Here is a 25,983-nt window from a genome sequence, read left to right on the forward strand (position 1 = left end):
CCGCTGTCGGATAATGAATACTCCGACTTGGTCTGAACGGTGTAGCTTACCGGTGCCGATAAAGTATCCAGCCATACAAGCACGAGATAGTCTTTGGCGCCGGAGACCGAACTCCACCGCCAAGAGCTGGGGCTGGTGGAAGCAATATACCAGTCGACAGGCACAACTGTGCCGGCGCCGGCCACGCTCAACCCAACAAGGGCGAGTACCGCGGAAAGAAATAAGAACTTTTTCATGGGTTCCTCCTTGTGATGATTTATGTTTATTAAAAAAGTGCTATTTTGCTTATTAGATGATTTTATTAAAACATCAATTTTTCTTTTTGTCAAATGAAAACCGGCTTGATCGAAACCAAGCCGGATTATTTCAAAAAACGATATTTATTTCTCCCCCATAAAACCTCTCCCCTTTTGTAAGGTTAATGTGGGGAGAAAGGTTAAACGCCAATTTATTTTTATCGGCCAAAAGATCCGGGGCTGGTTTTGTTTTTGCCTTTGATTGATTATGAAAAAGATCAATGATGTCTGGCAGAAAATAAAGAGTTAACCCAGCAACCAACTGGCCTTTTCGCACCCAAGCTGGCGGCTCCTGAAAGCGCATATACAGACCGGCAATGTCCAGAGCATAACCATGTTTTTGGTTGTCGGCTGGGAAATATTTGCCAGTCTGAACTTTTCGGATGGTGGCGTTGAATATAGATGTCCAGACACACCAGACCCCAAATGTTCTAGAAAGCCCTCTGGCGGTAAAAAAATATTTGGCTGGTGGGCGCCACATAGCGAGCGAGATCGCCCCACCGAGCATTGCGCCACGGTGAGCAAGGTAGAGGGCATGCTTGTTATCCTGATCCACTTTGATACCGAGAGGATAGCTGATGGGTTTTTCACCGGTGAAAGTCAACCCATGAATATAACCTTCGGCTAAAGGCCAGACAGCACCCCAGGAAAAAGCAGTGCCATGCATCCAGCCATTTTCCTCCGAACGATCTTGGGCAAAAAGATTTGCCACTAAAAGGCAAAATAAAACCATGATTTTCTTTTTCATGGCAAACCTCCTTTTATGATAATTGTTATAGTTGTTTATGTTTTTGTTTAATTAATAAAACCACTTTTTGGTGTTTTTGTCAAATGAAATTAGGATCTCCCAAAAAAGATGCTTATTCCTCCTCCATAATATCTTCCCACTTTTGTGAGATTTATATTGGGATGAAAATAAAGAGAAGGTCTCTTCCCGATGGCTAAATAATCTGGGGTTGATTTTATTTTTCATGACAAGCCTCCTGTTAGCTCATATCATGATGATGATAATTCTATTTGATTTTTAATAGGTTAACTACTTTTCCTAATTATTGTCAATTCGGTAAAATAAAAGGGCTGCTGCAAATCTTTTGCAGCAGCCCGGAAGGTCCAGGAAATAAATCCATGAGTCTTCCTATTTGGCTGAAACTTTTTGCAAACGCGGTAACAAGGTGCGCTTTAAAACCCAAAGCAAACACCAGCCTCCCAGCACCGCCAACATATCAACGGAAAAATGTCTTCCATTAACACTCGGTGGATTTGGGTGGCCGCAGTAGGGACCGTTTATGTCCCAGCCACAGCCCACCAAGAGCAAAAGGGCCATGAGAAACAAGGTGATACGAATAATCTTTTTCACTTTTGCGCCTCCTTTGTTATTTTTGTCTCCCAACTGGGAAACATTTTAGTGTAGACCTATTGTAAATATTTGTAAAGAGTGATTATTTGGTGGTGATTTTTGGGCTGTTTTTGATACTTTTAAAAAGAAAATAACAACCCACTAAAAATAATACCATACTCACCCACTGATCTAGGCGCAAACCGGCAAAAAACAGCTGGGGGTCAATGCGTAGAAAGCCAACCAGAAAACGACCAAAGGAATAGAGGATCAAATAAAGAGAAAAAATAGCACCAGGTTGGTAGGGTGGCAGGTTTGTAGAGTGGCAGGGAATTAATAAACGCCGGCGGTGTAAAAAAATAAGCAGAATAAAAATCAAGAAACACCACAAACTCTCATACAAGAATATGGGCTGAAAATATTCAAAATTTTCGTAGCCAGCCAAACGGTTGGTAAAATTAATGGGAATAGCAAAAGGCAAATCAGTCGGTCGGCCGTAAAGCTCCTGATTGAAATAATTGCCAAAGCGGCCGAGCGCCTGCCCCAAAGCGACAAGCGGCGCAAAAATATCTAGGAGTAATAGAAAATTTATTTCTTTAAATTGCCCACGGTGTTTTCGATAATAAAAATAAATAAAAACAGCCCCGCCAATAATGGCGCCGTGAATAGCCAGGCCGCCTTGCCAGATTTTTATAATATCAAAAGGATGAACAAGATAATATGAAAATTCAGAAAATACATGCCAGAGACGGGCGCCCAGAAAGCCAAAAATAATCACATAAAAAGCCAGATCAAAAAACAAATGATCTGACAATTTGTGGCGGCGAAATAACTTTCTTCCCAACCAAGCGCCGATAATTATAGAGATAGAAATCAAAAGGCCATACCAGTGAATCTTGGCAAAACCAAAATCAAAAAGAACAGGAGAAGGGTGAAGTGTATGGAGAAACATGGAAATAAATCAAATGCAAAAAACAAAAATCAGAATTAAGGTTTAATTATTTTAGGAGTGGGTCGATCAGAGCTTCTAGTTGTTCAAGAGGCAAAGCGCCTGGCAGATAGCGGCCGTTCAAAAAGCTGGCCGGTGCGCCATCTACCCCTTTAATAATAGCCTCATTATAATCAGCTTGGATCTTGGCATCATACTTGCCGCTCGACACACAGGCGGAAAAAATATCTTTGTCCAGGCCTAGGCCAACGGCGGCCTCTTCATAAAATTCTGGGCTGAGCTTATCCTGATTTTTATAAAGATCAGTAGCATATTCCCAAAATTTGTTTTGTTCTCCGGCACATTCAGCGGCCGTGGCTGAGGAAACAGAACCGACACTTTGCAAGCTCAGGGGTAAATGCTTCCAAACAATACGCATTTTGTCAGAGCGGTTTTTGATAAATTCTTCTAGGGTGACAAAATATTCCCGACAATAAGGGCAAGTGAAATCGCCAAAAACGACCATGGTTATTTTGGCATCTTTTTTGCCCCAGATATGGTCCGTGTCGCCAATATTAAATGAGACTACTTTATTTTCCTCGGTTGGAGCGGTTGTTTTTTTTGATAATCTCAGATAATGATAAGTGGAAAAAATGGCAACACCCAAAACCAAACCAAAGAGAAAAATAAACCAAGGCGAACGGCTGGAAGACGATTTTTTTTGGGGGGGAGTAATTGATTCTGGTAACATAAATAAAAAATTAATTGATACCTAAAATTTGATTGAGGCGCGCCTTGTCAAAACCAACGATAACCTCTTCGGTACTGTCATCTTTGGCTATGATAGACACTGGCACGCCCATCTGGCCAGATTTTTTTACCATTTCTTCGGCCGCGGCCTCGTCAGTGGCCACATTAATATCTTCAAATTGAATACCCTTGCCCTTGAGATAGTCTTTGAGCATGTGGCAATAGGGGCACATGGGAGTGGAATAGATTTTTATCTGCATATAAATATCTTAATTTTTAATTATAATAATTATAACATTTTTTATAAAAAATAAAACGGGCGGAAATATCCCGCCCGTTTTGGATTAATAAGTCTAGCGTTCTTCCCAGCTCGGAGCTTCATAACAATAAGAGCTGGCGTTGGCGTTGGCGTCCTCATAAGAAGGATCACCATCTTCATTGATAGTCACAATCTTGTAATAATATCTGACCTTGGGGATTATCTCTTTGTCGGGAATAGTACAGCGAGCGGCATTATCAGCACAGACCAGACACTCAGCGCCTCCAGTCGGACAACTGCTCTGATTTTTGGCCATTTCTTTGAATAACTCTGTGGGGTTGGGAGAGGTGCCTTTGTAGATCTGATAAGTATAACCAGAGACGCCACCGACATTGATATGATCCCAGCCAAGCGTGAGCTGGCCACAGATAGAGCTGATGGTAAAATTCTGAACGACACTATCCGTCGTGCCATATCTCGGGCACTGGTTGTTCAGAGTGCCATGGCAAACGGGAGAAACCGTAGAATCATAAATGCCGCCACTCCCCACAACAGCAAAGACATCATAACGATAGGTGGTACCAGGCGTCAGACCGGTATCGGTGAAAGAACAAACGCTGGCGTTGCAAATATCTGCTGCAGGCTCGGTAGAAATAAGGGCCAAGTCGCGATAAATCCGGTATTCGCTGGCAATTTCTTGTTTTTCCCAAGTGAGAGACAACTGCTCCGAACCAAGCGCAGTTATAATATTAAAATCAAATTCTTTCAGCTTGCAATGTCCGGTGCCGTCTGGCTCATAGCCGGCAATACAAGTACAGGTATTGATAGCAGTGTCGCAGCCGGTACCTTCATAACAATCTACCCGATTATAAGGGGCGGCAGTGGGACAATTGGTGTAAGAGGCCTGACAACTTTGATACCCTGACCAAGCAGGGCAATGACAATTGTCTCCACACTTAGAATCTCTAATCTGCTGATAACGATAACCATTGGCATTATTGTCACACTGGGAAGTAGTGCAGGCGGTCGGGGTATAGCAAGCGGGCTCACAGCCAAGAGCGGCACAAGAATAATTGACTGGGTCAAGCCGAACTGTTTGGATTGATTGGTCAGTATTATTGACAGAATCTCTGGCAGTCAGGGTGACGGTGTAATCAGTAATGGGTGAACCGTTTTCTTCGGCGCTGTAGCTGATACACGTTTGCTTCATGTTGCAATATTCAAAGGCCAGCCAGTCGGCAGAGCGTACACCAGCAGAAATGCGGATTTCGTCAAAGGTCATAGCGGCTGAAACTGGGTAGTTCCAACGCCAGGTACCCCAATCAATACTCCCGACGAGAGCCGGGCTGTTGGTGCCACCACCTTCATAAAAAAGAGAACCATTGCGATAAAACTTGACGCGGTTGTTACCAGTATTGTTGAGGGTCAAAACTCCGTGGTACCAAGCATTGCCGTCGTGAGTACCACCAGAATTTCTAACTGAATCAACATTGAAATCGTCGCCACCCTCGTCTTTCCACTCATAAATGTAAGTTGACCCATTGGAATAGCGCCAGCCAATATCCTGACTCCACATGAATTGATTGCCGCTCGCTAGCACACCCTTATACCAGAACTCCCAAGTATAAGGATACTGGCGCAGGGCGGCAACATCGTTGCGTGTAATATTGCTAGCCTGCCAACCAGCCGCCAGAGAGACACCATAACCGATCTGACCAGTAGCGCGGTAGGTCATACCGCCCTCAGAGCTACTATCAATATTATTACTAGTAGAATCCTGGAGACGGCCAGAAGCATCATTTAAATGCCAGACCATTTTGTAATTACTATCCCAGACATTGGCTGGAGATTTATAGGCAGTAGCACCGGTGGTGGTGTTGCCATAATAAAGATAAATATTATCAGTATTGGTACCGTCAACCTGGGGCACCTTGACCCAAGCTAATAATTCTTTGCCCGCGTAATCAAATTTTTCTATTTCATAGTAAAGCTCGGTGGAATTATTGGAATCAAAGAAACGAATATCATCACCATCGCTCTGGACATGAGCCCAAAAACCAGTATCAGTTGAAGTTTGTTTTACAAGAACAGGAAAGTTGGTAAGGGCGGAACGGCCAGAATTATCAAAAGTAATTTTCCGACGATAGACCCAGTTTTCATTGGCCCAATCAGGAGGAGCAGAGGGAGAATATTCATGAACCGGGTATTGATTGCTGCCATTGTAGCTGCCAGTGTTGCAGTTATTAAGACAAAGTGAGTTGGCACCCAAACCGTCACCAAAGTTCCAAGCCCAGCCAGTCACTCCGCCTGTGCCGCCAGTTGATCCATCAATAAAGATAATCACCGAGGTATTGGCGGCGCACCACTGAAAATCGGCGGCGATAGGACCGCTCGGAGGGTCTTCACCATCATCACAAATGGCTGTACTGATGGAACATTGAACTGACGCAGTCTCCTCGGCATCGTGATTTCTAGCTTTGACTGAAGTGGTATAACTCGTAGCACAAACCAAACCACTTTGATTCCAATTAGTGCTGGTAGTCCAATTGGTGTTGCCCGCAGAGTTGGAAGCATAAAATTCACTTTGTCTGCCCCCGGAGATCCAAGACCAACTAATTTCGGTGGATGAGGCAGCACTGCCAGAACAGGAGGCTGGCGGGTCGGCCGAAGTGTAGGCCGAGGCAGTGGCTGAGGCAGGACCAGTGCCACAAGAATTTGCGGCCACTACATAAATAGAATAGGAAGTATCTGAAGTGAGATTGGCACCTGATGCAGAAACTTGAGTCTGGGTATAGGTGGTACCGGAAGTGGTACCAATCAATTGACTAGAAGAATTATAAATACGATATTCGCTCGGGGCATCACCAGAAGAAGGGGCGCTCCACTGCCAAGTGATTGAATTGGTGGTGTTGCTGGTGTGAACCAAATTGGTCGGTTGGCCGGGAGCAATAGTACAGGCGGGGGTGGAAATATTCATGGTGACTCTGACCGGATTGCCAGTGGAACCACAGGATACATTGTTTTCTAGGGTACAGTTGTCGACCTCATCTCTAACATGAATGCCATACCAATAGTCACCAGTGTCCGAGATCGTGGTATCATCTCTGCCAATAGTAGCGTTGTCTTCATTATAATCAGCCCAAATCTGGCTCCAGCCACAACCAGTCATGGTAGTACCATTACAATTAGTGGCATTGTAGTTGGCGCGCCAGAGTTGGATATTGTCAAAGCCGCCACAACCAACATCACTAGTGGTCCACTTGACAGTTGGTTTTTCACCACTAGAGGAAATAGTCGCGGTACCACCAGCGCTGGCGCCTTCAACAGTAAAAGTATTGATGGTGGGACGAGTTTTATCAACATTGAAATACCCATCAGAACAGATAAGGGAGCTCCAATTGCCCAAATTGTCTTTGCCCCGAGCACAATATTTCCAAGCGCCGGTGGTCACCACTTCATTAATATTGGCAATGCAAGGCGTGGAGCCGCTACAAACAAATGGGGAATTATTACTATCAGTGGTGCCGGGGTCACAGGTCGGGTTGGTACAATTATTCCAGCGGCCATAAGTCACACCGTCAGCATCATCAATGGTGATTTGTGGGGTTGGATCACTTTGGCTACAAGCCTGTGAGCCAGGATTGACAGTGATGGTTGTACCATTGGCTGGGCAGGCAGACGATGTGCCATTGACAGAACTACTATAAGTATAAGTATTACCAAGAGAATCACGAACTTTTATCTGATTGGCGTTGATCGTGTAGCTCGTGCCATCATAAGTTTTGTAATTGGCAGCTTGCCAGGTAGCACCACCGTCAAAAGAATAAGCGCTAGCGGCTAAACCAGCACAACCGGTATCAGCGGCACCATTGACTGTAAAGGTAATTTTTTCACATTGGGGTGAGCTGGCGGTGACAGAAGTAATGCCTGGGACAGTAGCATCCACAGAGAGCGGGCCTTGAGCTGCACTATAGGTCGTAGCACAGGCATTGGAATTTCTAAAACAGACATAATCTGAGTGGGTGGTACTGACCGTGACTGATGAACCAGCGACATAACTATCGGAAGAATTACAAACCGCATCAGCGCTATAGGCGTATTCGGGATTTGTGCCATTGGTCCAACTGGCAGTTATGGTATCAGAAGTAATGCAAGAGCCGCTGGCACCGTCGGTAATGGTGGCTGCGGGCGTACCGGCAGTGGTGCCAAAATGCCAGACAGGTCCGGTAACAGAAGCGTCGCCATCAGAAGCGGAAACTTTCCAGCCGATAGTCACACCGGGGTTGAAACCAGCACCAGTGTAGGAAGTATTATTAGTAGTCCCAATCACAGCAGTAGGATTGCAACCAACGCCCTGACAGCCATAAATAGTATAAGTGACCGTATCACCTACGTCTGGGTCTCCCCCACTCCAACTGATAGTGGTATTGGTGGCCACGCAAGTAGCGCCATCAGACGGTGAGGGGTTGCTCGGGGTATTGGGCGCTTGATCTACGCGGAAAGTAAATGGACCATCGGAAGAAATCTTTTGGTTGGGACCATCAGAAGCAACCACGTTCCAGCGGCAGTAATCACCCAGAGTCAAGCCAGAAAGACTATAAGAGGTGCCGGAAACAGAGGTGTTTGGAGTGCCAGGTAAGGTGCAACCAGCTGTAGTAGAACAACAGTAATAGACATTATAGGTAATGGCCTGGCCCTCGGGATCGCTCGAAGCACCCCAGGTCAGAGTCGGATTTTGAGAAACCATGGTGGAGTTATTGGCGGGAGAGACAAGATTGAAAGCGGTGGGTGACTGATTAGCAGTTAGGGTGTGCCAGACTGTGTCGCTCTGACAATTTAATAAGGAGTTCCCCCAAGGGTTGTCATTACTGAAACGAGCGGTGACTTGTATGCCGCGCTTGCTACCGGGACTTAAACTCGTGATAGTATAGCTGTTTGTTGATACTGTGGCATAATGATCAAAAGGCAAAATTGGATCATCATTCCAAACTATAACCAAATAATCTGTTGCGCCGCTTGGGGCAGTCCAATTCCAGGTGATAGAAGTGCCAACTGCGTTTTGGCTGGGAGTTAAATTATCAACAGTATCAATATAGTCTGCCCAGTCACCGGCTGGACCGGTTTTGGTGCTCTCGCCAACACCATTGTATGAACTTACCCAATAATAGTATTTGGTACCAGAAACTGTATTGGTGTCGTTATATTGAGTGGTGCCAGCCCCAAGGGTGACTGGCAAGCGATCAGCCGAACTCGGTGCGCTGGTGTCGGTCCTGCGATAAAGGTAAAAACCAGTTTCGTTGCTGGAGTTGTCAGCCCACTTAATATTCATGTTTTGGCTGCCCACATCACAAGAAGTAGAGACAACTTCAAGATTGCTCGGGGCAGTCGGAGCGACAGGGCAGGAAGAGACGCAAGTGCCGGTTGATTCATTATAGTAGCTGGCAGTACTCGGACAACAGGCAGCATTGGCGGTACCAGAACAGTTGGGAACAGATTTCTCGTTGGTGTCATCACCACAGCAGAAACCATTTTCGCCATTATCATAATCGCTGCAAACACTGTCAGGGCCCGCTGATTTACAATAATTACTATTATTAAACCAGGTCGATTTACAAAAAGTACCAGCATAATTTTCCATTCCTTCAAAGCTGCCATTAAAATCTTGATCATACCACTTAGAACCGTTACCAAGATCACCAGCCACCTCTTGGTCCGTAGATATATCAGATGTGTTTATTTGTTCACCATTATAATAACCAACATTGTTGTAACAGATATTTAAGCCAAGCCACAAACATAAGCCCGGCGGACAAGGCAATGTTTGATAGGTGCAACACTCAAATTGATTGAAAGCCGTCCCATTATAACACAGGGCACCCGCGGAAGCATAACATTTAGGCTCTGGCTCACCACAGGTATTGCAGCACCACCCCTTCTGGGCTGCTTTTGTCGATGCTGCTGGTAAAATAAAAAAAGCCGTTATAAAAAATAGGGTTATAATAAAAACCTTTGTAAAAGAAATGTTTTTCATAAATTATAAATATATGAATTATACTTACATTATAGCATAAATTTAAGAAAAATAAAAAGGCCGGCAAGTTGTTTTAATAACTCAACTTGTCGGCCTAGATTTCCTCCTGAAGAACAGGTAAGATGATCCCTACTTCATCAGCGTCATTTTTTTTGTTGCAATGTAATCACCCGCTTGCATCCGGCAGAGATACACACCACTCGGAACATTGGTCGCGTTCCAGGTGATGGTGTGATTACCGGCATGTTGATCGGTATCGATCAACGTCTCGACCAGCTCTCCTCGCATGTTGTAGACCGCGAGGCTAACTCGGCACTTCTTGGCCAGGGTGTAGGTGATATTGGTTGAAGGGTTGAAGGGATTGGGATAGTTGGGAAACAGCAGATAACGAGCGGGCGGTATAAAGAACCAACCACCGGCAGTAGTGCAACTATTGCCAATGGTTATTCCTATCCAGTAGTTGCCCGGACGCAAATCGTCAACAACCACTGCCCCAGTATCAAGGAAGCTAGTTCTAAAAATAACAGAGTCTCCGCCGCTAGTTTCAATGATACAAATGTTTATCGGGGTAGTGGGGGTGGTTAGGTCCCACGTCGCCTTTACCCCTTTGTCGAGAATTTGAAGAATAAGATTCTCCACCCGTCCGATATAAATAGGTTGGGGTTTTTCTCGAGCGGCGCTCGATCCCCAGAACATCAGGGAGAACACTAGTGCGGCGAAAAAAAATCTTGCGGATTTCATGGTAGAAACCCTCCTCATTTAATGAACAATATCGATTAAATTGTTAACTATTTGTTTTAGGAATTCTACTAAAATTACCAGTTTTTTGGTTTTTGTCAATAGCAATATATACTGCTGGCAAAAAACAAAAAAACAGCCCTAAAAATTGGCTGTTTTATTGGTTTTAGCTGATTTTTGATTAACAAAAAATATGGGGCAAAGGTAAGCGGTTAATTTTTGCTCTATATTGATAAATTGCCCGGATTGGGGACTTGTGATAACCATAAGAAATTGAGTCTGTATTAAACTGAACCAGATTTGAACGGGTAATAGAATCCCGCATGTATAGGTTGCCTTGGGGGCCCACTCACGCGAGATCCTAGATCTACTCGTTATAAAAAGGCTCAGAATAATAAAACTTATTTCTTGGGGACAAAGATATTATACCAAAAAACAAGGAAAAGACAAATAAAAAAGGACCCAGCTCACAATAGCTTTGGAGCTAGGCCCTGTTGATTTGCCTCCTTCTGGAGTTATTTAACATAAAGTATTTTTTTAATTTGTGTTTGGTGGCCAGCTGACAGGCGGCAGAAATAGGTCCCACTTGAGAGACTTTTCGGCTGCCAGAAAATGGAATACTGGCCAGCTGGCTTTTCAGTATCAATCAACCTACCCACTTCCCTACCCTGTAAGTCATAGATGATCAACACAACGTACACTGGCTCTGGCAAGTCATAGCTGATCGTGGTCCCGGGATTGAAAGGATTGGGATAAGGGGGGTGAAGGGTGAAGCTACTAACTTTGAGACTACTACTATCAATGGCTGTGATAATAGGGTTGGGGTCGCTTGGCGGCGAAGTGGGCAAGGTGGCTTCTTTGTCCAAGGACCAGAAAAGAGCATCGAGACAGCTGCCGTCTTCCCTGTTCCTAATAGTCAGAGTGTGTGTACCGGCAGTAAGATGAATAACCACCCGGCTCTGTTCCACCTGATAAGTAGTGCACAGCGGTCGCCATTGCCAAAGATTGTCTTTGTTCAAAAACCAGAGGTATTCTGCGCCAGCGTCAATCTGGAACCAGAGAGAATTGGAGACATCACTCGGGCCAAGAGTACGGCCAAAAAAATAGTAGTCGCCGGCAGTGCTCGTGGTCAGAGAAAAAACAACCGAACCAAGATTGTCTTTGGCGCTGTTATTTTCTGGCACATAAACATAGTAGCTGCCGCAAGCGTGTCCATCGCGACCCTTGATCATGGGAGGAAAGATGGTCCCGTTTTCTGCTTCCAGATAACCATTAACATTTTGATTACCACCCGGTGGTTCTTTTTTGGTAAGGGTGATAAGCATCTGTTTATCACCACCATTGGAGTGAATGGTAATATTGCCAGTGTGTGTGCCGTAACCAACCACAGAGTAGTCAACGGTAATGGTAATATCAGCAGTGCCTTTGCCGACGGTGGGCGCACAACTCAACCAGTTACTATCATCACTCACTTGCCACTCTAGGGTGCCAGTACCAGTATTACTAATACGAAAAGTGGCACTGGTTCTTGTTTCAAAACCAAAACCTTCTGGAGAGACAGAGAGTACTGGGATGGCCGAAGGCGGCGGATCTGGATCGGGCGGAGGATTGACTACAGGCAGGCTATAGACAACTTCCAGATACGGCCTTTTATCTTGTTCTGACCATTCGGACATATAGGCGCGGAGACCGCAGGAATTGAGATCCCGGGTAGAGCCGTTTAGTCTGGGTTCTTTATCATTCAAATCCGAGCCGAGCCGGATGGCCAGTTTGGTATCACCTTGAGTATTGACGTTCGCCAGGCCAAGGGTGCTCAGTGTGAATTTGGTATAACCGGAATAAGTGACTCTGCTGATGGCGATATCAGCAAACGAGACTGTCCCGATGCGACTATAGTCAGCGGCTGACAAGGAGGCCAGATCGGACTGCGAAGCGGCAACAATATGATAAGAATCATCGCTCAAACCATCTCTTTGGGCAAAGTAGATATTCAGGGCGACTGAGACGATTTTGGCATCATCAGGCAGGTCGATGGTGTTAAAGCCGAGAAATCCTCGACAGATTTTCCACTTACCAGCCTCCCATTCAGTTCTACCAAAGCCGTCAGCGATTTGTTGAGCGTAGGGGGGATTGGAATAACCGATTGTCTGATTGTGGGCAGTCTCCCATTCAGCCCAATTGCTGGCAATATAGCCATCACCGGAAGCAGAATAATATTGCCGGGTGAGGCAATTGCCTTTATACATTTTAACCGTGATGGTATCTCGGCCGCCATTGGAATTCAGATAAATATACCCGGTATAATCGCCATCTGGCAGACCACTTCGATTGACATAGGCAGTATCAACACAATTGCTGTGGGGAGAGTGATAGCCGAGCTCGGTATATTTGACCGTCAGCCAAGGGGCGCTGGTAGAGACAGTACAATCCAACATCCCAGAACCAGCATCGCTAATCTCAAATACCTTTTTGACCTGATCAAAACTGAAATCAAGAATACCATTGGCTGGTCTAGACACGTGAAGAATGGAGATATTAGGAGTAGGATCTGGGTCGGGCGTTGGATCCGGATCAGGTGTGGGGTCAGGATCAGGCGTTGGATCAGGATTCGGATTGGGATCAGGAGTAGGCGGATTATCCGGAGACCAGAGCTGGTCATTACCTTCCCAAACATAGTGAGCCAGAGATTGAACCATCTGTTTTTGATTGTTGACTATCTTGAAGATACAAAAGACATGATTACCAGCATCAACCAGCCATTCATATTGGCCATTCTTGGGAGTGGTAGTGGGGAAAGACACTATATTATCATTACTGAAATATTCACCCAAATAAAACCCACTTGGCAAACTAGCGACTGGGTAGGAAAAAACACCAACCGGATAATTGGCCACCAGATTTAACCTGGCATTGTAAATAATGGTTTTTTGGGTGAGATCGGTTTTGATAAATTTCTGCAGGATAACACTGTCGCCAGACTGACCACAAGCGCTGCCATAATAGGTATAAGTGGTTTCATTGATATACGGCACACCCCATCTGGTATAACCACCGTTGGCGTAGATGAATTGCAGGATTTTATTGAAGACAACTTTGGTGCTACTGATCTGGGCATTCCAGACAAACTGGCACCAGATACTGCCCTTTAAAAAATCCTGGACATAGGCGCCATAGGATAGGTGGACATATTTGCCGCCACCATTGTCCCAAACTAGGCCAAAGGTACTCTCGCCACCGTTAGTGGAATAGAAACTGCGGAAGCTGGGGGTGATGGTCGGATCTTCTTGGTTGTTTGGAAAAAGGCCGACAGGGTTGGGGGTTGAATGAGAGTTAACAAAATCAGAAGGGTTATAAAAATCATTGGTTGTTGCCGCCCTTCCTTCATAGAGATCTTTATAAGCTCCCTTCCTAATACCAAAATGAAGATGTGGTCCTCCAATTCCATTTTCATCATCCCATCCAACATAACCCACGGCTTCTCCCTTGTTAACAGCCCTAACACCAATTAGTGGATAACCCGCTCTTTCTGATAAGTGCCCATAAATTGAACAGACCTTTTCGTTATTCGGCAAAGTGTGTTCAATAACTATTACTTGTTCATATCCTTGGGCGTCTGTTTTAACAATCTTTACAAGGCCATTCGCGGTGGAATAAACTGGAGTGCCCGGATTTAATATAATATCTTCTCCTGTATGAACTCCCGTTCCACCGTTAGGATCACCAAAGTAATAACCATTAACCTGGTAGTTACTCACTGGAAACTGGAAACTACTAGCGGCGTCTTGTCCTAATATAAAATTGGACGACAAAAAGACACCAACAATGAATAATAAAAATTTTTTCATTGCAGAACTCCTTTCCTGTCTTACTTCTGGTAATTTCTATTATTTAATTTATTCAATTTTTAATGTGCTGTTTTATTTTAATTTGTATTTTAGTTTTTATTTAAATCTAATTGTTGATACAATCTTGTCAAATAAATTTATGGAATTATTATTCTCTACCTCAATGTCTTTATTATCATTTTGATTACACAACTCCTCTAGATAAAAACTATATAAAATATTATTTTTGTAGAAAAGAGCATATCTCATATAACACCTAAAGGGGTCTTCGTTTTTCCTATTGTCTAGTGTGGCTAATGTAACATCATAATTATTAATCTTTGTTTCTTGATATGTTCCTGGCCATTTACCGCTATATCCCGCCCATTTATTATCAAGCCATTGCTTGGCACTTAATTGCTCTTCGGTCTTATAAACTCCAAATAAAAAATATTTTTTATTATATTTATTAAACTCTATATATAACAAGGCCTTGTCATTAGGGTTATTTTCTTTTTTTGTTAAATCCTCCGGATACTTAAACTCAAACCCATACTCCTCATTTCTATAGATTTTCCAATCACTTGTGTCAATCGCAACCGGAGTACTGGTTGTGGGCTGGTTATTGTCCCAGATAAAGTCCAACTTACTATCTAACCCAGCGACAATGGCGACAACCAAAAGAGCAAGGAGGGCGAGAGCCACCATGATGATGGGGGTGTATTTTTTGGGCAGGTGTTTTTTGAACATATATTTTGTTTAGTTGGTTAATTTATATATTTATTATACCTTGGGAAAACAAAAAACAACAGGTTATACTGCTGTTTTTTGAAGGCAAAAAAGACACTGCTCTGAAGCCCAGAGCCTGAATAATCAAGTCTTCAAACTGGGCTTTGTTCCGATGCATATAATCTAGCTTTCAAATCATCCTATAAAAAACCAAAAGGTGTCAAGATCGTCTGGGTTAGTTGTTTTTAGTGGTCTTTCTCCTTTCTAAAAACTAGGTAAGAATAAACAATCGTCCCAAAAACCATAAGAGCCAAAATGGCGATCATGGCCGGCCAAAAAAAGCTGGGGTAAAAACCACAGACAGCCATGAGCACGCCACAAAACATAAAAATCCGGCTAGCAAAGTGATGTGTTTTTTGCCAGACGCTTTCCGAGCTCAAGGTCCAGGGGGTGCGGATACCCAAAAACCAATTTTGTTTGACATGGTTTAGGAAATAGCCAATGACCACAAACAAAACACCAATACCAATGGGAATAATGGTCCCAACGGGTATTTTATAACCAAGACCATTTAGACCAACAACAAAATAGATAAGAGATAAAAACACCACCAAGGCGCCTTTTATCACATGATAGGCGGTCCTGAAATTTTCATAATTACCACGGCGCGGATCAAGTGACGGCAAGCCGATCATCAAAAGATATATAGCGAGATTTAACGCGGGGAAAAAGAAAGCGCTAAAGCCCCGACTGGACCAGCCATCTACCTCACCGCTGATATTCCAGTGGGTAGCCACGCGCTCCGGAAAATGAGAATAAAAATAAACACTCAAAATCAGACCAACAACAATAAAAAATATGGGTACAATTTCGGTTTTGATGTTTGGAGCAAGGGGGTTTTTCATAAAAATAATGCTAATTTTTAGATATACAATTATTGTTCATCATTCTCTTCTCTTAGAAAAAAGAAGAAGTTATTATTAGCCGGCTGGTTTAGCATTATATTTGCTAAAAAATCGACTAGCTGTCCTCTGTTCTTTTTTTCAAAACCATTTTCATTCATTGGATCAATTAAAATATAATTATCAGCATCTAGTTTCCAGATGCTTCTAGAGTGGTAGCCAAGACCTGTCGTGCACAATCCAGACTGATAGGTGTCTAAATATTCTAGAATACCGTTTTCTATATTATTTTCGACTTGCCCCCTGGTTAGATTATCCGTGCGAACAGTAACAATGTCCTCTTGCTTGGGCCTTGAGCCCAAAACAAGGGAAAATAGTCTGACTACGTCGGTATAGCTTAAGGGCTGGTCATCATTCAATATGTCTCCGGGGTCTTCTCCAGATTGTCTCCTCTTCTCTATAACTAAGTCTCTTAATTCGCGGGGCGACATGATTATCTTACCCTCATGCATAATGCTGTATGTATTTAAAAAATTAATTAGCACACAATCACCTGGCCTTGTTTGGTGTATCATCTCTATTTCCATGTCTCCAATTATATGTTTGCGTATTCGGTTGAGGGGCGGGTAATAATCTTGTCCAAAATGCTCACTGCCCATATTGATGGCTAATTAATTATTTTTGAGATTGTTCGAAGTGGTGGGCTAGCCGCAGGACTGTTTTTTCATCAAACCACTTGCCAATAATTTGGAGCCCAACTGGCAAGCCATCGGATAGACCAGTGGGAACAGAAATGGTGGGTACGCCGGCCAAGCTCATAGGGATGGTGAATAAGTCGGCCAAATACATTTGCAGTGGGTCGGCGCTCCTCTCCCCTAATTTAAAAGCAATAGTGGGTGAAGTCGGAGCAAGAATCAGGTCAACACTCTCAAAAGCTTTTTCAAAATCTTTTTTGATCAGAGCGCGTACAGCACAGGCTTTTTTGTAATAAGCATCATAATAGCCGTGAGATAAAGCAAAGGTACCAAGGATGATGCGACGCTTGGCCTCAGCGCCTAGACCGGCGCCTCTAGTTTTCAGATAGGTGTCCAATAAATCTTTGCCTGGCGTCGATAGTCCATATTTCACTCCGTCATAGCGCGCCAGATTGGAAGAAACCTCTGAGGGCATAATGAGATAATAGCAAGCCAGGGCATAATCGGGTGGTGTCAATTTAACAGGCACGACTTTGGAGCCGACCAATTCTTCTATTTTTTTGACAGCAGAAAGAATGACTTCTTTTACTTGTGGAGCAACGCCTTCGGTCTCAAAATATTCCTCTGGCAAGCCAATCCTAAGGCCAGCAGCCGGCTTTTTTATTTCTTCATAATAATTATCCAGGGGTTCATTGGCCGTGGTCGAATCATAATCGTCACGTCCGGCAATCGTTTGTAAAACCAAAGCGGCGTCGGCGACTGTTTTGGTAAAATGGCTAATAGTATCCAAAGAAGAGGCCATGGCGATCACACCATAACGTGAAGTGCGTCCATAGGTAGGCTTTAAGCCAACAACGCCGCAAAAAGAAGCGGGCTGGCGGACAGAACCGCCGGTGTCTGTACCAAGAGCATAGACAACCTCATCTGCGGCCACGGCTGCAGCTGAACCACCAGAAGATCCGCCGGGTACGCGCGTCTCATCGTGCGGATTTTGGGTGGGAAAGAAAGCTGAATTTTCAGTAGAAGCGCCCATGGCGAATTCGTCCAAATTGGTCTTGCCGACTAATACTGCTCCTGTTTTTTTTAGTCTTTCGGTGGTGGTGGATTCAAAGGGCGGAACATATTTTTCCAAAATTTTGGAACTGGCAGTAGTAAGCAAACCTTCGGTGCAAAAAATATCTTTGGCGGCATAAGGAATACCAGCCAAAGGATGCAATTCATCGCCGCGTGCAAGCGACTCGTCAATTTTTTCAGCAGTAGATAGTGCATGATCGGGGAAAATATTGACAAAAGCCTTGAGGCGATGGTCAATACTGCCAATCTGGTCAAGGCAATTTTTAACCAAATCAACAGAACTGAATTCCTTATTCTTCAGGCCAAGATGCGCTTGTTCGATTGTCAGTTTACTTAAATCACTCATAATATTTTTTTGACTCTGATGTGCCGACCGGTTTTATCAGGAGCATTATTAATAATCTTTTTATCTATATCCCCTGTCGGCTCTTTGGGATCGTCGTGGCGAAAAACATTGTGTAATTTAACAGTCTGGCCGGTTGGCTCGACGCCAGTGGTGTCCAATTCTTGTAATTTTCTAAAATAATCCAAAATGCCAGCCAACTGGGCGGTATAAAGCTCCTTTTCTTCGGCGGTTAATTCCAGCCGGGCTAGATTGGCTAGATGTTCAATTTGGTGGATGTCTAAGGACATAAAAAATAAAAATATAAGAATAAAGACAATTTGATTTTAGCATTTTTCAGCTTTTTGGCAAACTATTGACAGACTTTGGCCATATCTGTAAGATGAGGAAAATTGAAGAAGGGGGGAAGTTCTGAGCTCTGGGTAGGCTAAGGTTAATTCCTACCCTATCCAATAGAGCATGCGGAACTGCGCTTCTGAAAATGAAGTGTGCCGTGCCCCCCTTCTTCTTTAAATTTAACGCGGGGTGAAGTTTGTCCTGTGGGACTCGCATAGCTCAATCGGCAGAGCGTGGGGCTCATAATCCCAGGGTTCTTGGTTCGAGTCCAAGGGCGAGTTCAAAGGAGGACTGCCACTATAGCTCAATGGTAGAGCGCTGTGCCTGTACACATGGCTCGGAGGTTTCCGGTTCAAGTCCGGGTAGTGGCACCAAATTAAAAAGCCCAATCTCTAAAATTAAATTAGATTGGGCTTTTTCTTTTTGTCTAAAGTTATTTAATTAAATTGAGAAAATCTTTTTCTGTTAAAACTTTAACACTCAGCTTTTCCGCTTTATCTAGTTTGGAGCCGGGATTGGCGCCGGCAACAACATAGCTGGTTTGTCTGGAGACTGATTCAGAGGTGTCACCACCTAGAGTACGAATTTTTTCCTTGGCTTCATCACGACTCATAGAATCAAGGGTGCCAGTCAAAACAAAGATCTGACCCTGCAGTCTGCCGCCAGAGCGGACAATACTTTTTTCCGGTCGGACGCCATGGCCCAAAAGATGGTCAATAAATTTTTGATTGTGTTTGTCCTGAAACCAGCTAAAAATACTTTCCGCCACTACCGGGCCGACCTCTGGCACAGCGATTAACTCTTCTTGGGTAGCTGATTGCAATTTTTCCAAAGTAGGGAAATGCGCTGATAGATCCAGAGCGGTTTTTTCACCGACATTTCTGATACCCAGAGCAAAAATAAATTTGGGCCAGGCGACGTGTTTGGCTTTTTCAATAGAGGCGATGAGATTTTTGGCAGACTTTTCAGCAAAGCGTTCTAGTGGCCAAAGGTCATCTTGGGTCAGGGTAAAAATGTCAGCCGCATCCTTGATCAACCCAACATCCAAAAGCTGATCAATGATTTTGGGGCCGAGCCCGTCAATATCAAAAGCAGCTCGGGAAACAAAATGATAAATTTTTTCTCTTTGCTGAGCATAGCAATTCTTATTACTGCAACGATAAGCCACTTCCCCCTCTGACCGAGCAACTGGCGAGTCACAAACTGGACAATTTTTGGGCATGCGGAATTCTTTTTCCCGGCCGGTGCGCATCTTCTCTAATACCTTTACAATATCAGGGATGACATCTCCGGCTTTTTGGACGACAACTGTGTCCCCTATTTTAACACCCAATCGTTTTATTTCATCTTCGTTGTGGAGGGTGGCACGCGAGACAGTGGAGCCAGCCACCAAAACTGGCTTGAGGTGAGCCACGGGGGTCAAAACCCCAGTGCGACCAACTTGGATCTGGATATCTTCTACAATAGTAGTAGCCTCTTCGGCGGCAAATTTATAGGCCGCAGCCCAGCGCACGCATTTGGCTGTACGCCCGAGACGATTTTGAAAGTCGAGATCATTTACTTTGATAACGACGCCATCAATCTGGAAACCAAGAGAATCTCGCAACTTCTCGGCCTGCTCCAAAAATTTTTTAACAGTATTAATATTTTTGAAATGGGAAAAATGGTGCTCCACCCGAAAACCAAGCGAACGCAAAAATTCCAAGGTACCAAACTGGGTAGTGATTTTTTTGCCAGGCAAGTCACCAAGGGGTGTAAAGACAGAATAAAAAAATGCCTGAAGATCGCGCTTGGCCGCGATGCCGGGATCGAGCTGGCGCACAGTGCCGGCAGCGGCATTGCGCGGATTGGCAAAGGGTTCTTCTTTTTGCTTTAGGGCTATTTTATTTAAAGATTCAAAACTTTTGATCGGCATATAGATCTCGCCGCCGACTTCAATATCTATGGGTTGCTTTAGTTTTAGAGGGACACTTTCTACGGTTTTGACGGTGTGGGTGACATCTTCACCGATAATACCGTCACCCCGAGTAATGGCTTTTTCAAATAATCCCTTTTTATAAATAAAGGTCATATTGAGACCATCGATTTTGAGCTCGGCCGTGTATTCAATGTCTGTGTTGGGCGATAAATCCAAAAACCGCTTGACCCGGGTATCAAACTCTAAGAGTTCATCAAAAGAAAAAACATCATCCAGAGAATATTTGGGGATCTGGTGTCTGATTTTGGCAAACCTACCCAAGGCCCTGCCACCAATACGCTGGGTCGGCGAATCGGGCGTGATAAATTCGGGGTACTGATCTTCTAGGGATTTTAATTCACGCTTCAGGGAGTCGCGTACAGCATCGGAAACAGTCGGAGCATCCAAGACAAAATAGGCATAATCAATGTCTGCCATTTGGGCCTTTATTTTTTCTATTCTTTCCTTGGCTTGTTTTTTATCCATAGTCTTATTATATCAAAACCCCCTCTGTTTGAAAGAGGGGGTATAAAAATTTGCGTCTAATAAATATTGTCCTTGGTGGCCCAGTGCAAACCCGGTTCCATGCCGCCTAATTTACCTTCAAAATAAAAATAAATAACATAGCTGTCGGCCGAATAAAGAGTATAACCATAATCACACGGTGAGCTGGATGTATCCGTACAAGGGCTTTCGGTCTGGCTAACCATCTTGGGGTCCCGGGGCACAATCGGCATATAAAAAGGAGTTTCTGGCGGGCCAGCGGCCCAGCCACGGCCATCAAGAGTGGAACGCGAGGTAACACCAAGGGCTACGCCGTCGCCCGCGGGATAAGATTGCTTGTCCGTGCTATAAAGCTGGAGCGCTGAACGGAGCTGGTTGATATCAGACATTCTTTTTGTGTCGCGCGATTCTCTTTTGGCACGATCCAAAGAGATCATAGTGATATTGGCCATCAGGGCAAAGATAGCAATAACCACTAGGAGCTCAATCAAAGTAAAACCTTTTTTATTTAACATATAAATAATAAAGAGGTGTTGATAACTTCTTGACACTTATATTATAACACAAAAATGCTAAACAATAGAAGCGGTTATTTTCTCTTTAATAAAAACGTCAAAATCGGTGGGGTCAAAAGGGTGGTCAAAATTACCATAATAACAATGGCAGAAAAAATCTGATCGGTGACCACGCCAAGGCTCTTGCCCATCATGGCGAAGATGAGCCCCACCTCACCCCTTGGCACCATACCAAAACCCACAATTTTTTTATCCACCTTTCCGGCCACAAGCCCGGAAACTATTTTACCCACGAAAGCAGCCAGGGTAATACCCAGCGCGAGCAGTAAAATTGGTATGTTGAAAAGAGTGGAAAGGTCTACCTCAAAGCCGGTCATCACAAAAAATATCGGGACGAGGAAATAGGCCAGCGGCTCTATCAGGTCTTCGATATGGCGGTGGGTGTGATGAGCCAAGAGTTCAGAGACTTTTTCTTTGAGGGGCGTGCCGGCTTTGGAAAAGGCCTCCTCAATATCCGAAACCGCCTGCGGGGCTTTGAATTTTTTGAAATGAACCGGGTCCAAAACAAGACCAGCAGCAAAAGCGCCGACAATCGGAGCCAGCCCTATTTTATAAGCCAGAAATGAGAAAATCAAACCAAAAGAAATAGCCATGGTAAATTTCATGCCGGTACCAGAGTGAATCTTGGAAAAAATACGGCCGAGCCAAGGCGCGATGAGCTGCCCCACAATAATAGAGCCGGCTAAAAACAAAATAGCTTTGGCAGTAATCCAGGTGATAGCACCAAAACTAACAGCACCGACAGTTACAATAGCAGAAACCACAGCAAGAATAATAAGGCCTATAACATCATCTATAACAGCAGCACCCAAAACAATTTGGGCCTCAGATGTTTTTAGCTTGCCTAGATCCTTGAAGACTCTGGCAGTAATGCCGACGGAAGTAGCGGTCAGGGTCGCACCCAAAAACAAATAGGCATTGAAACTCAGGCCTGGTAAAAGCCAAGGACCAACCAAATAAGTACCGAGAACAAATGGAACAATCACACCAACGGTGGCGACAATAAGAGCCCGTAAACCAACTTTTTTCATCTGGCTAATATTGGACTCAAGGCCAATTTGGAACAATAAGATAACAACTCCGAGCTCGGATAAAAATTTTATAATATAATCACTACGTAATGGCTCAAAAATATGAACGCCAACAAGGGCGAGATTGCCCAAAAGAACACCAATGACCAGTTCACCCAGAACTGCAGGCTGACCAAATCTTTCTACTAGTCCAGAAACTTTAGCCGCAATTAAAATAACTGCGATCCATAGAAAGGTGGGGGCGGGATTGATGTGGACCGAGGACTCCGATGAACCGGAAGCAAACGCGGCTGATCCGAAAACTAAAAATAACAAAAAAAAGAGCAAGATTTTGCTTTTTGATTTTAAGAACATAGAAGTATTGCTTGTTTATCTTATTAATTAATAAAAACCTTTGCTTTATTTTAACATACCTGTCAAAAGTGACAAGATGGCTAAAATATGAAATAATAAAAACAGTTAACAATTAGATTTTTTAAATAAATTTTATGAAAAAAAGGGCTTTTTTTTGTGTTTTAATTTTGGCTTTTTTGTTTTTGGCCGGAACGGTCCGGGCGGAGATAAAGTTTAGCAATGTTAATGTTTATGCTATAAAAAACGGTACGGCCAAAATCAGCTGGGACACTTTTGGCGAACCGACCAAGGCTTTTGTTTATTATGGTACCAGCGCTGACAAACTCGACAAAACTATTGAATATGGGGTTTATGATTTTAGCCATGAAAGCACTATTTATGGACTGGAAAAAGATATTACTTATTATTACAAAATAGTGGCAATAAACCAAGCAGGAGAAGCTAAAGAATTATTTTTACAGACATTCTCCACCAAAGACATGCCGGATACGATTGCGCCGGAATTTGTATCCACCAATGTCATCCAGACTACCAGGGACGCTGCGGCTATTTTTTGGGAAACAAACGAGGAAACAAGGGCGGAGATAAAGTTTAGCCCCGATCTCAATAATCTTAATAGAGGCGCCGGCGATGGTGAATTTAAGAAGAGACACGATATTTTGATTCAAGACTTGGATGCTGACCAGAAATATTATTTTAAAATAATAGCCGAGGACCGGGGTGGGAACAAAATATCAGAGGTGGTTAGCGCCAGAACCGGCATTTATATTAGTAATAAAAACGATTTGATAATAGACAATATAAAACCAATAGATTTTGACCCGACAATGATTTTTTCCAGAGAGGCAATGCTCAGCTGGAAAACCAATATGATCGCCAGATGCAAAATACGCTATGGTACCAAAACCAATGAACACAATAAAGAGTTGGAAGCGAACAACAAAGAACGACTTCTGGACCACGCTATTACTATCACCGGGCTAGAACCGTCAACGACATATTATTATAAACTGGAATGTTATGACAGTTTTTATGGTAAAAGAAAAGAAACAAAAGAATACACCTTTACGACATTGAACCCCAGTCTGGTAATCCCAAAGCCGCAGGTGCCACCAGAACCATACAAGGACACGGATGGTGATACGCTGTCTGATACTTATGAAAAAGAAATTGGCACCAACCCAAACAAAAAAGACACGGATGGTGACAGCTACAATGATGATGTGGAAATAAAATACGGTTATGACCCCCTGATCCCCGGCAGCACTAGATTGAGGATAGATTATTATATGAAACCAAAATTCCTCATCAGCAAAGAGGCAATTAAAGAAAAAGAACTGAGAGCGCTAATAAAAATAAGGCTGGGTAATGTAAAAATAAGTACAAAAAATTGGCGCACGCTTTTGAATGCTTATGTTTATGGCAACTACCCAGCAGAAGCGATTATCCGAGCGATTCAGCTAGGCGGCAGAACAGTACACCCGACAATTGGTTGGGAGAGCTGGCAGAAGACCAGTCAATATAAAGAGTATATGAATAAATAATATGACATTAATCATAATTTTATCTTCAACAATAATAATCAGCCTGATTTCTGTTTTGGGAATTTTTTTATTCTACAAAACTGGTTTATATAAAAAAATAATCGGACTGATCAGCCTGGCCGCTGGGGTGCTTTTGGCAGTGGTGTGGCTGGATATTATCCCAGAGACGCTAGAAGAGGGGCTCGCGCCAGCCACTTTGGGGGTAACCATCCTAATAACAATTTTGGTATTTTTTCTGGCAGAAACGATTTTCCGCTGGCACCACTGCCAACATGGTAATTGCGAGGGTGAAAACCACCATCATCTGGCTTGGTTCAATTTGTTTGGCGATGGACTACACAATTTTGTAGACGGCATGGTCTTGGCATCGGCCTTTATGGTTGATATCCGGCTAGGCTTTCTGACAGCGGTGGCTATAATGGTGCATGAAATACCTCAGGAATTGTCAGATGCTGGAGTTTTGTCCTATGCCGGACTGTCTATGAAAAAAATTTATCTTTATAATTTATTTTTCGGGCTGACAGCGGTCATAGGAGCACTGACTGCCTATTTTCTGGCCGACAAGCTCTCAATAACGCCCGTACTCCTGGCTATAGCGGCTGGTAATTTTATTTATCTGGCCATGGCTGATCTCATACCAATAATTCATCACGAAACCGATAGTAAAAAAATAACCAAACAGGCAGTGTGGTTTGTGGCGGGGATTGTTTTAGTTTATCTGATGGGTAAAATCATAGTAGAATAAGATTGGAAAAAATTTAAACAAAAAACAGGGGTAGCAATCCCCTGTTTTTCTAATAAATTTATTCTTTGTCGCTTTTGAGAACTAAATAGAGGCCGAGCGCAATCACCAAAAGTGGCCAAATTATGCCCCAGCGTAACCAGGAAAAATAATAATAAAAATGCCAGGGAAAAAATTCTTTCAACAGAAAAAATAAACCCGCCAAAAGAACTATTAGGCCAAAGAAGCGGTGCGAATTGCTAGGTGAGGGTTTTTCTTCTTTTTTAAATTCATTAGCGACTTCTCTTGCTTTTTCACCCAGCTCACCAGCAAATTGTTTTATCTCTTGGCTGGAAGTAAGTGTTGGGTTGGCGCTCGGGATAATAAGAACCAAAATTATATACAGAATTATTGAGCCACCGCCCATCAGGGCGAAGACAACAAAAAGAGCGCGGACGATAATAGGATCAACATCGAAATATTCGCCCAAACCGCCACAAACGCCAAAGAGTACTTTATCGCTACTGGAACGGTATAATTTTTTGGGTTGTGATGATTGTGTGTCCATAAAAATTATTTAATGGTTAAAAGCTCAACTTCAAAAACAAGTGTGGCTTTGGGCGGGATCGGACCAACGCCAGCGTCACCATAGGCCAGATCAGAGGGAATAGTCAGCTTGCGTTTCTCCCCTACTTTCATGCCAATAACACCTTGATCCCAACCAGCAATGACAGCCCCAGCGCCAACCACAAATTCAAACGGTGTGCCACGATCAACGCTGGAATCAAACTTGGTGCCATCGGTCAACCAACCAGTATAATGAACCACGGCCGTCTGGCCAGCCACAATCGGCTCGCCTTGGCCGGGAGTTAGGGTTTCAATTTGGAGTTCCATGGGGTTTTGGATTAATTGATTATTGGTATCGGGCTTGATGGCATTACCTTCCTTATTGGCACCAACGGTGGTATTGGTGTTTGTTTGATTGGAATTCACGGCGGCGGAGTTATCAAAATTTTTTGCCGGCAGGAAAATCCAGAGCAAAACAATGATGATAAT

20 protein-coding genes and 2 tRNA genes are annotated in these 25,983 nt (G+C 43.7%); 4 read left to right on the forward strand and 18 right to left on the reverse strand.

Annotated features, from left to right (window positions below):
* The 13 genes from GYA54_02450 to gatC form a co-directional block, all read right to left on the reverse strand.
* A partial coding sequence (locus tag GYA54_02450; protein NMC51565.1) for a hypothetical protein occupies positions 1-236 on the reverse strand: 236 nt, incomplete at its 3' end.
* A 130-nt stretch (positions 237-366) separates the two neighbouring features.
* A complete protein-coding gene (locus GYA54_02455; protein NMC51566.1) occupies positions 367-1,044 on the reverse strand; it encodes a hypothetical protein in 678 nt (225 codons plus the stop codon).
* Between the two features lie 691 nt (positions 1,045-1,735).
* Positions 1,736-2,584 (reverse strand): prolipoprotein diacylglyceryl transferase, encoded by an 849-nt coding sequence (gene lgt / locus GYA54_02460; protein ID NMC51567.1) that lies wholly within the window; start codon positions 2,582-2,584, stop codon positions 1,736-1,738.
* Positions 2,585-2,630: 46 nt separating this feature from the next.
* Positions 2,631-3,311 carry a thioredoxin domain-containing protein gene (locus GYA54_02465; protein ID NMC51568.1) on the reverse strand — a complete coding sequence of 227 codons (681 nt, stop codon included), beginning with the start codon at positions 3,309-3,311 and terminating at the stop codon, positions 2,631-2,633.
* 10 nt (positions 3,312-3,321) lie between these two features.
* Positions 3,322-3,576, reverse strand: a complete 255-nt coding sequence (locus tag GYA54_02470; GenBank protein ID NMC51569.1) for an NrdH-redoxin — start codon at positions 3,574-3,576, stop codon at positions 3,322-3,324.
* 87 nt (positions 3,577-3,663) lie between these two features.
* Positions 3,664-9,600, reverse strand: a complete 5,937-nt coding sequence (locus GYA54_02475; protein NMC51570.1) for a DUF2341 domain-containing protein — start codon at positions 9,598-9,600, stop codon at positions 3,664-3,666.
* A 129-nt stretch (positions 9,601-9,729) separates the two neighbouring features.
* Positions 9,730-10,296, reverse strand: coding sequence for a T9SS type A sorting domain-containing protein (locus GYA54_02480; GenBank protein NMC51571.1), 567 nt, complete (start codon positions 10,294-10,296; stop codon positions 9,730-9,732).
* A gap of 557 nt (positions 10,297-10,853) precedes the next feature.
* Entirely contained in the window at positions 10,854-14,183 is a 3,330-nt protein-coding gene (locus tag GYA54_02485; GenBank protein ID NMC51572.1) for a peptidoglycan DD-metalloendopeptidase family protein, read from the reverse strand.
* Between the two features lie 96 nt (positions 14,184-14,279).
* Entirely contained in the window at positions 14,280-14,912 is a 633-nt protein-coding gene (locus GYA54_02490; protein ID NMC51573.1) for a hypothetical protein, read from the reverse strand.
* Positions 14,913-15,136: 224 nt separating this feature from the next.
* Positions 15,137-15,796 carry an SdpI family protein gene (locus GYA54_02495; protein ID NMC51574.1) on the reverse strand — a complete coding sequence of 220 codons (660 nt, stop codon included), beginning with the start codon at positions 15,794-15,796 and terminating at the stop codon, positions 15,137-15,139.
* A 29-nt stretch (positions 15,797-15,825) separates the two neighbouring features.
* Entirely contained in the window at positions 15,826-16,305 is a 480-nt protein-coding gene (locus tag GYA54_02500) for a hypothetical protein (GenBank protein ID NMC51575.1), read from the reverse strand.
* A gap of 163 nt (positions 16,306-16,468) precedes the next feature.
* Positions 16,469-17,908: an Asp-tRNA(Asn)/Glu-tRNA(Gln) amidotransferase subunit GatA gene (gatA, locus tag GYA54_02505; protein NMC51576.1), complete on the reverse strand. Its 1,440-nt coding sequence runs from the start codon at positions 17,906-17,908 to the stop codon at positions 16,469-16,471.
* Positions 17,905-18,195, reverse strand: a complete 291-nt coding sequence (gatC, locus tag GYA54_02510) for an Asp-tRNA(Asn)/Glu-tRNA(Gln) amidotransferase subunit GatC (GenBank protein ID NMC51577.1) — start codon at positions 18,193-18,195, stop codon at positions 17,905-17,907. The genes gatA and gatC overlap by 4 nt, the downstream gene beginning before the upstream one ends.
* Positions 18,196-18,447: 252 nt before the next feature.
* Here gatC and GYA54_02515 point away from each other — a divergent pair.
* Both GYA54_02515 and GYA54_02520 read left to right on the forward strand, forming a co-directional pair.
* Positions 18,448-18,524 (forward strand) — tRNA-Met (locus GYA54_02515).
* A 10-nt stretch (positions 18,525-18,534) separates the two neighbouring features.
* Positions 18,535-18,615 (forward strand) — tRNA-Tyr (locus tag GYA54_02520).
* A 59-nt stretch (positions 18,616-18,674) separates the two neighbouring features.
* Here the strand turns inward: GYA54_02520 and ligA are convergent.
* The 3 genes from ligA to GYA54_02535 all read right to left on the reverse strand — a co-directional run bounded on the left by ligA (position 18,675) and on the right by GYA54_02535 (position 22,662).
* Positions 18,675-20,684, reverse strand: coding sequence for an NAD-dependent DNA ligase LigA (ligA, locus tag GYA54_02525; protein NMC51578.1), 2,010 nt, complete (start codon positions 20,682-20,684; stop codon positions 18,675-18,677).
* 56 nt (positions 20,685-20,740) lie between these two features.
* Positions 20,741-21,217 carry a prepilin-type N-terminal cleavage/methylation domain-containing protein gene (locus tag GYA54_02530; GenBank protein ID NMC51579.1) on the reverse strand — a complete coding sequence of 159 codons (477 nt, stop codon included), beginning with the start codon at positions 21,215-21,217 and terminating at the stop codon, positions 20,741-20,743.
* A 74-nt stretch (positions 21,218-21,291) separates the two neighbouring features.
* Complete coding sequence (locus tag GYA54_02535) at positions 21,292-22,662, reverse strand: cation:proton antiporter (GenBank protein NMC51580.1); 1,371 nt, start codon at positions 22,660-22,662, stop codon at positions 21,292-21,294.
* 134 nt (positions 22,663-22,796) lie between these two features.
* On the opposite strand from GYA54_02535, the gene GYA54_02540 reads away from it, so the two are divergent.
* Both GYA54_02540 and GYA54_02545 read left to right on the forward strand, forming a co-directional pair.
* The gene (locus tag GYA54_02540; GenBank protein NMC51581.1) at positions 22,797-24,206 is read left to right on the forward strand and encodes a hypothetical protein; all 1,410 of its coding nucleotides are present in this window, start codon (positions 22,797-22,799) and stop codon (positions 24,204-24,206) included.
* A gap of 1 nt (position 24,207) precedes the next feature.
* A complete protein-coding gene (locus GYA54_02545; GenBank protein NMC51582.1) occupies positions 24,208-24,951 on the forward strand; it encodes a ZIP family metal transporter in 744 nt (247 codons plus the stop codon).
* 58 nt (positions 24,952-25,009) lie between these two features.
* Here GYA54_02545 and GYA54_02550 read toward each other — a convergent pair whose 3' ends face one another.
* A complete protein-coding gene (locus tag GYA54_02550; protein NMC51583.1) occupies positions 25,010-25,495 on the reverse strand; it encodes a PspC domain-containing protein in 486 nt (161 codons plus the stop codon).
* 5 nt (positions 25,496-25,500) lie between these two features.
* Positions 25,501-25,821, reverse strand: a complete 321-nt coding sequence (locus GYA54_02555) for an FKBP-type peptidyl-prolyl cis-trans isomerase (protein ID NMC51584.1) — start codon at positions 25,819-25,821, stop codon at positions 25,501-25,503.
* Positions 25,822-25,983: the final 162 nt, after the last annotated feature.

Source organism: Candidatus Kuenenbacteria bacterium (assembly GCA_012797775.1).
GTDB lineage: Bacteria > Patescibacteriota > Patescibacteriia > UBA2196 > GWA2-42-15 > JAAZMX01.